We start from the raw sequence: 14,376 nt of genomic DNA, 5'->3' as shown, positions 1-14,376 counted from the left end.
TAATTATTAAATTTTTAAGCGTTCAGCACATCAATGTCAGTGGTATCGCGAGTAACCACCCGAGCACTGCTAATAGCGGTCAGATCGCCGCCGGAGCTAGTAAAGATGTTTCTACTGATAATGCCTTCCATTGCAGTCTTTACTTCCGCTGCGGTCAGGTCCTCGCGCGCGTCAGGCAAACTCAAGGTGACTTTATCGCCAGCGGCATTAACAAATACCATTTGCAGGGTAACTGCCATTGTTTAACCCTCCCTTATAAAATTTAGTCATAAAAGTGCTAATTCACTGGATTAACCAGCGTCAGTAATGTCGAAATAATCCTCCCTGATAACAGAGCTGAGAGACGCAGCCTGCAGACTATTAAGAGATGCAGCAGTATCCCAAATCTGTTGGTCAGTGGCGGTAAGCTTGGCCTTGAAAGAAATGTTCTTAAAGATCGGGTTTCCACTGGCAGAAACACCAGTCTGCACCCTCATAACCAGAGACTTACCATAGGCCGTAGCAACAGCTGCCATGAATATAACCCCCCTTTTCTTTAATTAGATACCCCGCGCGGGCTCCTGCCGGTACAAGAGCCCGCTATTAAATATAAAAGCCGGCACAAATTCCTTGTACCGGCTATTTCCATTATATGCCTTATGGTTATACATTGTCAAACTATTATTTATAATAATTAGATATTAATCTATTGTTACTTCCATAAATGTTGTATCATCTGGGTTCTTCCCAATTTTGATTAAAATTTCACCATCGCTCCTTGTAGTTAGGCACTTTCTCTGTTCAGAGTTACCACTTCTTTTTTGAACTTCCCATCCCTTAGCCAATGAGCTATAACGACTGACCGCGCTAGTATCACAAAACCTACCGTCTGATACAATTACCAAGTTCGGTTCAAAGTGTTCAAAAAGTTCTTTACAGTAACCTGATTCTCGGCCGTGATGGGGAGCCACTAAAATACGGGCGTTTTTAATGGCCTCCACAAAATCGTTTTTTTCCAACAGTTCCTTCCAGGAAGGTGGTTCATTATCACCGGGAATGATCACTTTTATGCCTAGATATTCAATTACTGTAACTACACTGTGGTTATTAATGTTGGAAGTACCACAGCTTGTTGGCAAAAATGTTTTAATATTAACATCTCCGTTATTTTCTGGTAAGGCAGGGTTTTCGGAATCAGAAACCGGGTACTTATAACTATCATTAATTTCTAAATATTTGTCCACCTTATCCGAATCTTCAGAGCGGTTGGCTTTCCTGATATCTTCCTGGTTAAGATGCTTAGGTCTTAGCAATACTTTTGGTGACAATTCGTAAAAGTTAAAAATATCGTCTATGTGATCTGTATGAGGATGGGTTATAATAACCTCATCAAGCTGATTGACATCCCAGTTAGCTTTTAAGTGTAACAAGGGACTAAAGGTTTCATTATTATCATTATGGGAACCTACTCCAAGGTCTATAACAATGTGTTTGCCATTGGGGGTCTTTATGTAAGCCGCGCTTCCGTGTTGGACATCCCACACTACAATTGTTAACATAATTTACCTCCTGCTTTAAATTTTGTCATAAATTCTAATTTATTCCGAAGTTTTCCTGCAAGAAAGAGAAAAAATATTTATTATACGAGAGGATACCTATGAAGGAATTGGGTCTTAAAGCAACTATATATGACATTTTTGGTTATTTAGTACCGGGGATAATTTTATTGGGTTTAGGTTTCGTTAGTTATGAGCACTCCAAGGGGGTTTTCGATGTTTACCCTGTTTTCCAGGACTTTATTGGAAAACTGGATACAAAAACATTGGTTTTTTTGTTGCTGATAGCTTACTTCTTGGGTCATGCTATTTCTACGATTAGTTCATTAGTTATTGAAAAGAACATCGTGTTTAGGTTTCAAAAACTATCCACAAGGTTGGAACCAGCAAATTTATTGACTGAGGGGTTATTTTCCAGGTTTAATAATAAGTTTCAACAGCTTTACGGGACTACATTTCAAACAAAGGATTTTAGAGCTATACTTTGCTATATTGAAGAATACCGCCCTGCTGTGTATTCTACTGTCTTTGTTTTTATGGCTTTTTACGGAATGGCCAGGAGTATTGCCTTTGTATTAAGTAGTTTATTTCTTTGGGAATTAATTAATCTAAGGTATTTTTCAAATGAAAAAATCTGGCTATATGCTATCATTTATTTTATTTCATCCTTGGTTTTTCACTATCAGTATTTTAGATTCTTAAGGTATTTTAGGGAGCATGCATACAATGGATTTATTGTTCCTGATCCAGTACCCAGTAATCCTGTTTCTTGATCTAAATAATTGTTAGAGGTAAATCCTCTTACGATATTGTGTTATTTTCGTGATGATTAATTCACATAAGGAACCCAATGATTGGCGGCAGCAGTCGGGCCGCTTCCCTCTGTTCAATATGCAGAAACGGTCAATACAGTTGCCTAATAAAGTCCACCACCTTGATCAAGCGGGCGCACCTTTAGGGGGTCCCGGAGGCCACTGCACTCGGCAGCGTAATAGGCTCTAGACTGGCCCCATTCCTATGAACTGACCCCTGAGTTAGATCCGTTATGACCCAGGAGGTCGGGTCATTAAACTGGAAAGCTCGGGCAGCCTTCCTTCATAGGTACGGCTACGGAGTTTAAACTCATCTTAAGCACTTTGAAGTTATCTTCACACTTTCCGTAACCTTACCATCTTTGACATCTACTTGAGATTTAAACAAACAATTCTTTAGACTTAGGGAAATCATAATAACCTTCCTTTATACCATTACCCTTGGAGTAACCGTTTTAAATAATAAACTGCCCAGTGCCGTTCTAACTTTCCTGACGCTATTTGCGCATCAAACGTCAACAAACAATCCAAACAGGCCCGCTGACACAGTTGATCATGCTCCTCGTTAATAATCAATACTTTTTCCAAAGAATACTCCAACCACTGTCTCCCCATTGCCAGTAATTCCCTGGTGTGCCCGGCACCTCCAGGAACATTATCATATAATACCACTGCCCAATGGGTACGGTCTGTACCAACATTGATTGTTAATACACCAATTTCTCTAGTGTCAATTTCCAATAACCTACTAGCTGCCTGCTGCAATGCATACCCAAGAGTGGTAGCGGTGTATCCTTTCTCATCCATACTTATCCTGCAATCTGAGAAGTCTAAATATAACGCGTCTGTAGTTTCTCGGGCAGCCAGCACCATTCTCCGCATCACCGGTGCTTCGTCAGACTTCCAGCAGTTTTTCCAAACCTTTTCTTCATCTATTGGGGCATGTTTTGCAAAACCATCTGGCAGGTTTATCATCCCTTCGCCAGGTGTTTCCGGTTCGCTTTCTGCATAACCACATTTTAAACAAATAGCAAATCCTTGACGTTCTTTACCTTCGTTAAATACCAATAATTCAGCATCTTCCTTGTACTGGGCTACTAGCCCTGATACACCGGCAAAATTTTGTTCTACTAATCTGCCATCATTGGCTGTTTGTGAAAAGGTGATAGTTTGTACTTCAGCTTGACCAATCCGTTCAATATCAGTGCCATAGTATGGCGGGTCCCATTCTGCCGATGTAAAACCATAGCGAGGAAATAGCAAATTTCTTACCGTACCCTGGAGTTCTTCTTCACCACAAACCGGACATGCGTCAGGTCGTTCGGTAGTCCAATAAAAGAAATGTTTATTTTTACAACGGGAAAATTGCCCCCGGGAACCAATAGCATTATCAAAGTTCTCACCGGACCAGTGCTTTAATACCCCGTGGGAAGTAACAATTCTTCCACCCACCAGCAGTTGGGACCCAGGCACATACTCTCGTAGTGCCAACAAGCCAGCACGTTCCAACCGAAACTGGTCTTCTTCTTTCTTTGAGTGATAGTCCTCCGAGGGGATGATTACCCTAAGTTTTTGTACCCCAATGGGAAATCCATAACGGGGTAAGAATTGACGATCAGCTAATGCTTCAATGACAGTGGTATTGTACATATGCATCATTTGATAGTATATTGCATTTGCCTGTGCCGGCTTTTCAGCCTCCTCCCAGGAAATAACTAATCTCCGGTATTCATCCTGCCAATCCTTGGTAGATAGGTGAAATTGCTGTAAGGTAGCTTCTATAAGAGTTTCCCAATGGTACAATTCCCTGGCCAGATCGGTATGACAGAATAAACTGGCTACAGATTCTGAAAGAATTCCCTTACCATCTTTTTTTGCCCATCGCAAGAAGCTCTCAAATTCACCCTTTAAGCAGTCCACAGTGTTTTTCTTAGTCCAACCTAGTCTGGATGGATTCACCTCTACCGGTAGCGGATCTTCCAAATGTGGTTTGATTGCCTTGCTGGTCCAACGATGGGGAGCTTTTACTGCACAGAAATGACCCATTTTGCCGTAGGCATTCATCGCTCCCACCCTGGTCTGGGGGTGATAGATCTTACTGAAGAAAAGACCCAACAGAAAAGAATTAAAATGCCGCCGTACAACCCGGATACGATCTAGGAAAATAATCGGTTTTCGTGGAATTCTACCAAGATAATCTCCCAACCGGTAGAATACTTCCCGGTCGTAAGGGCGCTGACGACAAAAGGTAACTACCACAGACGAGCCATCGGCCCGCCGGCCTGCACGTCCTGCCCTCTGTAAGTAATTTGCTTTTCCAGGGGGTACATTACCCATCAATACCGCTACTAAACTACCAATATCGATACCTAGTTCCAGGGTAGTGGTAGCAGACAAAAGGTTTCGCATACCCTGACGGAACATATCTTGTAATCGTCTGTTTTCAGCAGGTGCCAATTGAGCACTATGCTCCTCCGCCCATAAGCCCGTTGTAAAAAGTTTTCCTTCTGCATATTCCCGACGAGTACGCCCCCACCTTGGATCTTGGTCTGCCTCAGTGTGAGTTATTGGTTCCAAGGTGTTTGTACATCCTGTTTCCGGGGCACAGCCTAATACACTACGTGGCCAAATACGTCCGGTTACTCGGCACCTGTAGAGTTGTCTCGGCTTACGTAAACCCAGTTCGGAAAAAATGATTTGAAAGCTGTTCTCACTGGTGAACTTTTTAATATTCTGTTGGACACTTGGTCTTTTAAGCCACACCAATTGCGCTACTTCTATGTTTCCGGTGTAGCTCTCCTGTTCTGCGACTATGTTAGATAGTTGGCGAAAAATAGTGGACAGTAACTCGGGTGTAAATTTTCTAGCCTCTATCTCTTCCAATCCGGCCGCCCGTAGAACCTCAAGAGTAAACCGGTTTCGACGAGATAATTTTTTGCGGTAATCTGCTGGAGATAATTCTTCCCAGTTAGCAGGTTGTTGACCTACAAAGTTAGTTATACCACTGCCGCCTTTAACTTCAACACAAATCCTATTACTATAAATTGTTCTGGCATAACGCTTATTGCGTCGTCCGTCTTTGTCCCAGCTGATGACCCCTTCTCCCCGCAAAGTGTCTAACAGAAAGGCCACCAGCTCAACCCAACAATCTCTTAGTGCTTGCCGCACTTTTTCATTTGGTAACACCGCCAGAAACTCATCTACTGGTAGTAGAGTATCTAACCCAGGGTAAGTGACTTCCACCAACCCTAGTGTTTCAAGGGAAATCCCCCTTCTGGGAGGAGAGGCTAATTCTTGGGCTAAATAATAACCTAATTCCCGAGCCATATTACGCCAGTTCTCCTGCCACGCTTCCTGATATTGACCCGGACGGTGATTAATGGCGGATTCTACATGCATAAACTCTCCAATTACCTGCTCGGTGGTTAGTTTTTGTTCCCACGCTTTAACTGATCCCCCAACAGAAGCTGCATTTAACTTTTGTAATAACTGGAGCCGCTCATTTTCCATGTCTGTCTTTTCTGCTTCAGAAAGGCTGTCATCAAGCAATTCCTCTTCTAGGATAGCTAACTTTCTCTGATTTCTGGCAATTACTCGTTCATCACTAAATACTTCTCTATGTACCATACGCATGATTGAACTTCTGGCCATTTGTAACTCGTGCTGGCAAGTTAACAAAGGCCCAAGTCTTGCTGCATCCTGGCGACTATCAGAAAAAGCTAATACTCTTCTTCCCCTAGCTGGTAATTGGTCATTGTGGGAGCCTGGATAGGGTGGAACCTCGGACAATAATGTCTCAGCAGTAATAGATAAATATAAATTATCTTTACCGACAAATAATTTTGCCTCCGACACTCTTTCCCGGCAGTTAGGACAAACCTCTATAGTTTTTAACAGCACTCCTGGAGCACCAGGTAAGTCAATCTTACCGGTACTAGGGTTGCTAATGCTAAATACATGATTGTGATTACCTATCGCCTCAATATTGGTAGTTAGATGCTTCATGTCTGAGGAATGACCCCCGGGAGGGTAGGACAGGAAATCTTGCTCAATTTCGGCTGCAAGCATCCACTCGTTGCAACAGGTGCAGCGATATAAGGGTAACGTTACAGTTTCACAATAAGGACATTTTTCTACCATTCCGCTCATAACTACACCAAGAGGTTTTAATTGAAGGGCCTCCGGGCCTGAGCAGTTACTGTTAAGACAGACACTCAAACCATCGGCAGCCCGAACCAGCACATGCAGGCGATGGGGCATTAATGGATAATCGTGAACTGTTAACCTGGCAGAGGCAGTGATTTGTAATAAGCGAACTGTAGCCAAAAGAGCTTTCTCATCAACCCTACCCCACAACATTTTGGCCAACTGAGTTAGTGTTAAACTCCGGTTATTCCATAAAATATCCGCCAGTTGATGGACAACCGGGGCATGTGCCAGGGAATGGTAAAGAAGTTTAGCTGGTTGGTTTTCATTAAAATAAGTCATCACTTCTTCACCAGCCAGGGATATCAGGCCAGTTCGGAGTTTCTGACTGTAATTAGTATCTTCTGTTAGATAGGATACTCCCTGTTCATCTAATTCTATGGTTTGTTCTACAGTATCAAAAACCTTCGTAACTATTTCAGGGGTTGGCTTAACAGAAGGTGAATATTGAGTACGCAGTGGGATCTCCTCTGGCTGACCCTGTACAACATATACATGTTTTTTATCCTTGCTAAAGATTTGGCTGGCAAAGTTTCTTAATTCATCTGCACTGCCTGTCCCCAGGGTAGCAGAGGTGGCCATTTGCAGTACATCGCTACTAGTTAAACCGCATTTCAAAAGAAGTCTACGCAAAAGTAACGTTATTTCAGCCGCCAGAGTGCCTGTATAGAGGTGGGCTTCATCCAGCACAACGGCTTTCAACCCCTTGCCAAAGAATACTGAATCCTGAGGACGGCAAAGCATATATTCTAACATTGAGTAGTTGGTAACCAGAATATCAGGAACCTTGAGACGATCTGCCGGGTTAACAACCTGTCCGTTAGGTGTCTCCAATCCCCTTGCCTGTTGCCGGGTACGAATACGGCATTCCTCATATATTGGAGTTCCTAGTCTGTCCGCTGCCTTTTTATCTTCCGGGGTTTCACTGGTAAAGTGGAACAGGGTTACCAGACTTTGTCCACGAATCCACCGGTAAACTCTGTCAACCTGATCATTTACCAGTGCATTCATAGGGTAAAGCAAAATACAACGAACACCCTCCCCTGGTTTGGCCGGGGACGTAAATAACTCATTTAGGATAGGTAGCAGGAAAGCCTCGGTTTTACCTGCACCTGTACCGGCTGTCACAACGATAGCCGGCCTCTCGTTATTAGCGCCTATTGTCTTAGCTGATTGGATGGCACTTAGTTGGTGCGTCCGCAGTTCCCAATGTGCAGGAAAACGGTTTCCATCTTCGCAAGGTTGGTTTAATAAGTCAGCCAGTTTAGAATTAAACTGATTTTTCTTAACCATGTCATTCAACGTGACACCGGAAGATTTAGCCGGGAATGCCCCTTCCACCCATATATCACCAACCAACCCGCCCTCCTTCGGGCCTGATGACCAAATAGTTTGACATATCTCAGCAAGCTTGAGATCCCGCACTGCAAACTGTTCCAAAGAAAAATCTACTAAGCGCTTTTTTAAAGCTTCAGATAATTTCAGCGCATCAATTTGTGACATCCTAGTACCCCCCACTCTAGTTATAGGCTGCATTAATAAGGCTCAAACATAAATATTTACGTAGGAATGGAAAAGAACAAGCAGCTAGGGTATTTGGCCTGCTCCAATTACCCAACGGACGTTGGTAAATCCAATCTAGAGCCCTTCGAACAATACCATTTTTTATGAAGAAATAGTCTACATTTGCTTCCCTGGCAGCCAGCAAACCAAGGTTTTCCCGCTCATCGTTTATCTTACTGGGGTTTTTTAGTTGAAGAATATCCATCTCTAGCCTTTGTACCAGGTTACTGGCAGCAATAACACCCAGTTCTGTTTTAACACTACGGACATTTCTTCTTACTAGATCGGCATAAAGCAAAGGTGATATGTCATTAATTTTTGCCCTGCACCAGCTTAGGTATCGAACTAAATCTTCTGCAGTATGTTGCTCGGTTGTATTTTTGAAATATCTATTTGTCATTAGTTCGTTAAGTTTGTTTCCTAATCGATAATCAAGTATATAAAAGCGTAATGCCGCTTTTTCTGGTTCACCGCTATTTCCATGTCTTAACCCTTCTGGTAAACCTTCGTCCAATATCCATCCGGCAATGACATCCATAGGGTAAGTCTTTAGAAGTCGTACCACGAATCTATGGGCTTGGGAACTTAATATTGGAAATTTGCCCCATCTTAACAAAGCTGCAGTGGTGGCAGGTGAAGTTATTTTAGGTGACATGAGTAACGCTTGAAAAAATCTCTCCCCCCACCATGCACCAACTCGAAACCCTCGGTAAGAAACAACAATGGCTGTTTCCGCTGATACTACATAAGGAACAAACCAGGATTGCCCATCTTTTAACTGCTCGATCAACTCCCCGGGTATTTCTCTTAAAGTACCGGGGGGGTCCCAGATTAATATCCTATGCTCCTTTCCTGCATCGTAAGCACAGTTAAATACAATGGTTGTCTTTTTCTGTTGACCATCAAAATAGATATCTTTTACAATACCTCTATTTTGAATTTCAGCAGCAATGACCAGCTTGTCCTGAGAGTTGTAAGGTTTTTTCATTAATAACGGAGCCCCGAGACCACCAACACTTTTTAATAGTTGAGGGGTTGTTTTTACATCTGTCAGTATTTGATATCCTTCCATTAGGCATAGTTTTTGACGGTCTTCCTTTTGTCGCCAGTTAACAGGTAAATTAACTTGCAATGGATAATTTACCAAATCTTCTTTTTCAAGGATTTGTTGACTCGTTAGGATCGCTTCCTCATTCTTTTTAATTAGGGAAGCACCCCGCCAGTTTATCCTCGGCCTTTTCTCCAAGTAATATGTATCAAGACTTTTGTAAAGGATATGTATTTTAAACTCGGGTTTTACCTCTTTTATCATGACATGAGTAGTTATATATCTAGGGCCATTTTTAGTAAAGGCAATATTTTTGTCATGATACAAAATTTTAGTTACTTTGCAGGATTGCCCCGGTACTGAAATGATAAAAGTGATTGCCTCACCCAGTCGGGGTATTACATTCCGATCAGGATACATAGTAACTTGCCGAATATTAAAGGGTAATTCTTGTTTTGTATTACTTTCATCTAGGACTCTTAAGTTATTAATTCCATCGTCTAACCAGAGAAATCCATGCCCCAAAACAGCTTCTATATCGACTATCTCCTGCCCATTGAAGTGATATAAACGCCACTCTTGGTTAAGATTAAACATTCTCTGTCCGGAAACAGGTAATTCGCTTTCACTATCAACAATGGCATAAAAGGCTTGTTTCCCTCTGTTTGGATCCACCCGCCTGGTCAATAATAACCCATCCCGGTTGTAGATGCTTATTGAACGGGTTGTATCCCAAAGCTCTATATCATCGCTGAATAACTCATTGCCACTATCACTAATTACTTGAATATTTACAATAGGCTTACTGTAGTCAAGTTTTATAGGATACAGCAGCGTTAATACCCCGCTTTGTTCTGGAAATACCACACCCTTTAATTCTTCATCCACCAGCACCTGGTATTGCTCCCATGCCATCCCTGTTAAGGATTGCTGTAAACCTAGCATAAAAAATGGTTCATCATTGACTGGCCAAACCAGTCGTGGCTGGGCAAATATTATTTTTGCATCATATTTGGTCATATATTTTCACCCGAGTTTGTACTAATTTTGTTTGTAAAACACGAGAAAATCTTTTAGATAGTTTAAATAATACCACTTATACTTGTCGAAAACTGTAATTATATAGGGACTAATAGTAATGTTTGAGAATTTCTTTATGAAATAACCTTTGTTACCATCATGCTCATTCCCTGCACCATTGTAACAATTTGACAATTCCAGTTTTCCCCGTAGGGGGCCTTCAAGAAAAAACAAGTATCCTTCAAACAGAAAACGCTCAATGTAAATTAATGTAAAATTAGCTTTATGACATTGGTCGGCAGATACCGGCAGCCACGATGCCGGCCTTTGGGGTCGCCGGTAACTGCCCTGCTTACGGGTCCTGTGCATGCCAGCCCGCTACTAGGCCCCTCTCTTGGGCTAGTCTATTGGGTCAGGCCTAATAGCGGGCCAGCCTTCGCGGGTCCTTCAACCCCAGCCCCCCAACCCCCCGCCCAATCTTGGGGCCGGGGGGCTTTGGTATGGTGTTACGGTTCTTAGCTGGCCACTGCCGGTTCGCGGCAGGCTTTGGGGTCGGCCTCCCATGTCTCCCCATTATACAGAGCCTTTGCAGCGGCCTGCCCGCCGCCAGGCAACTGTCAGAGCTGAGCCGGCTCCTCCCGCTGTAGGGGCCACCGCTGGCATACCAGCCAGCGGTGGCTGTGGTAGCCGCTGCAATCGCTGGCCTGTCAAGGGCCGCCAAAATTTTTTTCACCGGTGGGGTAAGCATCTGGGGCAACGGTGAAAAAAATTTTGTCTTTCCCCGCTGCCGCGTGTCACCCTTGACAAACCAGCGACCGGCTCTGTCCCTGCCAAAGAAAAGGGGAGGTTGATAGGTTATGTTAAGAAAGCTATTAGGCAAGGTTGAAGAAGGTAGGTTTGGCCGGGCACTGGCGGGGCTTGCCGCCGGCTGGCAGTTTGAAGTAGGTTATCGTGTCTTTGGAAAGTCCGGTGTGGAAGTGGGTGGGCATGTTCGCTATGGCGGCAAGAAGTACACTGTGCATATTCAGGGCAGGTGCACGTGCAGCTGCGATGACTACATGCGCAGAAAGGTGCTCTGCAAGCACATTGCCTTTGTGGCTATGGCCGAGCTGGCCTACTACGCCGCAGAGCGTAGCGCACACCGCCAGCCCCAGGAGGTACGGCCCGGCGTATAGCCGGGTCTTTCTTTTTTTGATCGGTCTCGGCCTCGGCCCCGCTCCCGCCCCTGGCAGCTGCCGTTATCCGGCAGCGGTGCGGCGGCTGCCCCGGTGGACAGGCGCCATTCTCTGTCATCGGCAGCGGCGTGGCAATTGCTATTTTTGACGTTGCCCCTAACCTGAAAGCGGCCGTTACCGCCCTGCTTACAGGTATTCACCTGGGGTCAAAGGAAACCACCGGTAACGGCCCACTTCCTGCCTCTGCTTTCCGGTCAGGGCCGCTACCGGTGGTTTATGATTTACCATGTTCAGTGTCGGCAGACACCAGGCCAGCCCCCGCTGGCCGGTCTTTGGGGTCCTGGCTGCCCTGGTGACTGCCAGTCTCAGCGGGTCTTGGCCGGATCCTCTCCCGCTTCCCCCGCCTCCAGCGGGAAAGGCCCCGGCCTGTCGGGGTCATCCTATGGGGTCCTGGGCCGCGAACTTTCTCCCGCTCCACCTGGGTGCTGGATTTTAGGGTCCCGGAACGGGAGAAAGATCGCTCGCCGGGCTTTGCGGGTCAACCTAGCCGCTGCCTTGGAGAACCGTTACGGGAGCGGGCAGTTGCCCTGGGGTGGCTGCAGCCGGCGGCCTGCTGCTCTGTGGACAGCTGCACTCCCTATGGTGAGCGGCGGCTGCCTTGGATGTAGCTGATGGTGATCGCTGCAATCAGCGGGTGGACTTTATAACCAGGGGCGAGCCGATTTATGGTTGCTGTTTGGCGCTGTTGCGCCTGGGGATGTCCGGTCAGCCGTTGCTGTTCGGACCCTTGGCCGCAGTTGCGGCCTTGAAGAATATTTAAATGCATAAAAAACAGTCAATTTTTATCTATAGATTTACAATAAGAAGGAGAACAAGTTTGTCCATTGAAATTTTCCTGTAATAAACTCATTAACTCTACAAGATTTTATAATATTTTTAAGAAAGTGTAGGGGTGAACGTTAGGATTGAAAGATATCAAAAGCATCAGAGAATTAAATAAATCTGATATATATAACTTATTAAAGCAAAACGAAGCAGATAGAGTCTTTGCTGAGAATATTAGAAAAAATCATAATTCAAGAAAAGATCCTTACGCAGAAGGACACTTTCGTTTAAATTTTTATAAGGAAGTTTTGTCTGATATGTATATTGATGGGTTTGTAATGACCTATCCACATGGAACAGTAGTGCGTCAAGCAAAAAGAAAATTCTATTATCGTGGCGAAAACCAGCTATATCCTAATACCTCACCATCACTCTGCAGATTTTTAAAGAATATTGAAAATAAAGAAGAAAGGTCTGTAGAACGTTTTGTTGCTGACATAAGAATAGCTGAATTTCATTCTTTGCTGTTTAAATTTCAACACACCTCTAATATATGGAAACAAGGTATTGATATTCTATCAGAGCAACTAGCTCAACATTACGGTCTGCAAACTCAGTGGTTGGATATTACTAATGACTTTGAAGTTGCTTTGTTTTTTGCTTGCTGCAAATATGATAAGCATAACCACACATGGCTCCCACTAACAAATTCAGACTTTAATAAAAACGAAAATACACAATACGGTATCATATTCAAAAAGAATACTGACTTGTCAGATTTGCTCCTTGGTAGTTATTTAACTTTGGAAGGCCAAGTATTACCAATCGGTTTTCAACCATTTATGAGAAGTCATATGCAAACAGGCTACGCCATGCTAATGAATGATCAAATGGACTTACAGAACGACTCAAGTTTTGAGATCTATAAATTCAAGCATAGCGAAAAACTTTGCAATTTTATTTACAACAAGATGGATCATGGCAAAAAAATATATCCTCATGAAGGATTGAATTCTGTAAAAGATCAAATAGAATTAATCGATAAAAGCAGGGAATTTAGCCATGAAGCATTTGAATATGCCTATAGCAAAACAGATCAGAATTTAAATATTAGCTATTGGGAACAACTTCTGATGAAATATAAATATTACATAGGAAAGTCTCCGATTAATTTATCTCGACAGAGAATTAGAGCTATAAATCGAACCTATGAAAAGTTTGATTTCGAAAAAACATATAATATTAAACTGGTGTCTCGCTTGGTGTATACTCCATGATATAACCCAATATAGTTGACTAATTGACATAGTAACCATAATCAACACAAATAATTCTCCTCAAGTAAGAGGACTCTTCACTTTTGGATTATGATTGCAACATTCAGCAAATGTACATTACTGACAGATTACCGGCTGGCTGTTGCTACGGCTGATACCTTTCTAAGTGGGCTGAGTGCTATGAAAATACCCCTCCGGGGGGAGGGGTGGAGAGGAATTTTTAGATACCTATGCCTGGAATTGGTTCAAGTAAAGTCAATCCTTCGGCACTTGTCCGTTACTCGCCGGAAGGAAATTGAATTACCTTGGCAGGTTCTTGTTCCCTGTCCCTGCGTGCCAGAACTTCCTTTAGCAATTTTTCACCGGCTTCCGTTAAACCTAGGCTTACTTCAGCAATCAGCGAAGGGGCCACCAGAAAAAGCTCATTTAAGTATTCATATTTGGCTGCTTCCTGCGGCATGTTTTGTTTTTCGTAGAATTGCTTGGCCACATTAACCGCATTAACAACGTCCATAAATTCATCCTTCGTTAATTTAATATTCATCAGAAATTCCACTCCTTTGCAATCATCTCAGGCGGCACAGGGTCCGGTTCCCCTTCAGCCAACAGGAAAAGATCATCATCTTCTTGATCCTGGTCATCATTAATGGATTCAGAGTCAGAATTTGACTTGACAAGAGTTAGATGCTTCTCGTTATTAACACAATCATTTAAACTCACTTGCACCGGTGTGATCACCACCATAACCGGCTCATTAGGCTTAAATTGCTTTAGTTCCAACAGGTTTTCATCTGTCAGGTCAATGTCATCCAGAATAAGCCGAATAGCCTGGGCCCAGCCGTCCGTTAGGGTGCGGTTGGCAATTTCGATTTTCTTGACGCGTGCTTTAAAGTCAGCTTGTCTCATGGTAATCTT

General features: G+C 43.5%; 11 protein-coding genes. 4 read left to right on the top strand and 7 right to left on the bottom strand.

Features of this window, described 5'->3' with window-relative positions:
* Nucleotides 1–14: 14 nt before the first annotated feature.
* The 3 genes from ACYQ03_RS01870 to ACYQ03_RS01860 all read right to left on the bottom strand — a co-directional run bounded on the left by ACYQ03_RS01870 (nt 15) and on the right by ACYQ03_RS01860 (nt 1,538).
* Nucleotides 15–239, bottom strand: a complete 225-nt coding sequence (locus tag ACYQ03_RS01870; RefSeq protein ID WP_459907199.1) for a DUF2922 domain-containing protein — start codon at nt 237–239, stop codon at nt 15–17.
* 51 nt (nt 240–290) lie between these two features.
* The gene (locus ACYQ03_RS01865; protein WP_459907198.1) at nt 291–515 is read right to left on the bottom strand and encodes a DUF1659 domain-containing protein; all 225 of its coding nucleotides are present in this window, start codon (nt 513–515) and stop codon (nt 291–293) included.
* A 165-nt stretch (nt 516–680) separates the two neighbouring features.
* Complete coding sequence (locus ACYQ03_RS01860) at nt 681–1,538, bottom strand: ComEC/Rec2 family competence protein (protein WP_459907196.1); 858 nt, start codon at nt 1,536–1,538, stop codon at nt 681–683.
* A gap of 98 nt (nt 1,539–1,636) precedes the next feature.
* On the opposite strand from ACYQ03_RS01860, the gene ACYQ03_RS01855 reads away from it, so the two are divergent.
* The gene (locus ACYQ03_RS01855) at nt 1,637–2,308 is read left to right on the top strand and encodes a hypothetical protein (protein ID WP_459907195.1); all 672 of its coding nucleotides are present in this window, start codon (nt 1,637–1,639) and stop codon (nt 2,306–2,308) included.
* Between the two features lie 474 nt (nt 2,309–2,782).
* Here ACYQ03_RS01855 and ACYQ03_RS01850 read toward each other — a convergent pair whose 3' ends face one another.
* Complete coding sequence (locus tag ACYQ03_RS01850) at nt 2,783–8,056, bottom strand: DEAD/DEAH box helicase (protein ID WP_459907193.1); 5,274 nt, start codon at nt 8,054–8,056, stop codon at nt 2,783–2,785.
* Nucleotides 8,057–8,072: 16 nt separating this feature from the next.
* The gene (locus ACYQ03_RS01845; protein ID WP_459907192.1) at nt 8,073–10,184 is read right to left on the bottom strand and encodes a hypothetical protein; all 2,112 of its coding nucleotides are present in this window, start codon (nt 10,182–10,184) and stop codon (nt 8,073–8,075) included.
* Nucleotides 10,185–10,746: 562 nt separating this feature from the next.
* On the opposite strand from ACYQ03_RS01845, the gene ACYQ03_RS01840 reads away from it, so the two are divergent.
* The 3 genes from ACYQ03_RS01840 (at nt 10,747) to ACYQ03_RS01830 (ending at nt 13,461) form a co-directional block, all read left to right on the top strand.
* A complete protein-coding gene (locus ACYQ03_RS01840) occupies nt 10,747–10,947 on the top strand; it encodes a hypothetical protein (RefSeq protein WP_459907190.1) in 201 nt (66 codons plus the stop codon).
* A 94-nt stretch (nt 10,948–11,041) separates the two neighbouring features.
* Nucleotides 11,042–11,359: an SWIM zinc finger family protein gene (locus ACYQ03_RS01835; protein ID WP_459907188.1), complete on the top strand. Its 318-nt coding sequence runs from the start codon at nt 11,042–11,044 to the stop codon at nt 11,357–11,359.
* Between the two features lie 965 nt (nt 11,360–12,324).
* Nucleotides 12,325–13,461 (top strand): FRG domain-containing protein, encoded by a 1,137-nt coding sequence (locus tag ACYQ03_RS01830; protein WP_459907187.1) that lies wholly within the window; start codon nt 12,325–12,327, stop codon nt 13,459–13,461.
* Nucleotides 13,462–13,738: 277 nt separating this feature from the next.
* On the opposite strand, the gene ACYQ03_RS01825 is transcribed toward ACYQ03_RS01830, so the two are convergent.
* Together ACYQ03_RS01825 and ACYQ03_RS01820 are read right to left on the bottom strand one after the other, a co-directional pair.
* Entirely contained in the window at nt 13,739–14,005 is a 267-nt protein-coding gene (locus ACYQ03_RS01825; protein ID WP_459907185.1) for a hypothetical protein, read from the bottom strand.
* Nucleotides 14,005–14,367: a hypothetical protein gene (locus ACYQ03_RS01820; protein WP_459907183.1), complete on the bottom strand. Its 363-nt coding sequence runs from the start codon at nt 14,365–14,367 to the stop codon at nt 14,005–14,007. Before ACYQ03_RS01820 ends, ACYQ03_RS01825 begins: the two co-directional genes overlap by 1 nt.
* Nucleotides 14,368–14,376: the final 9 nt, after the last annotated feature.

It is taken from the genome of Desulfotomaculum defluvii, from assembly GCF_054657375.1.
Note: the sequence above shows the minus strand (reverse complement) of the source record. Positions and strands in the feature narration are given on the sequence as shown.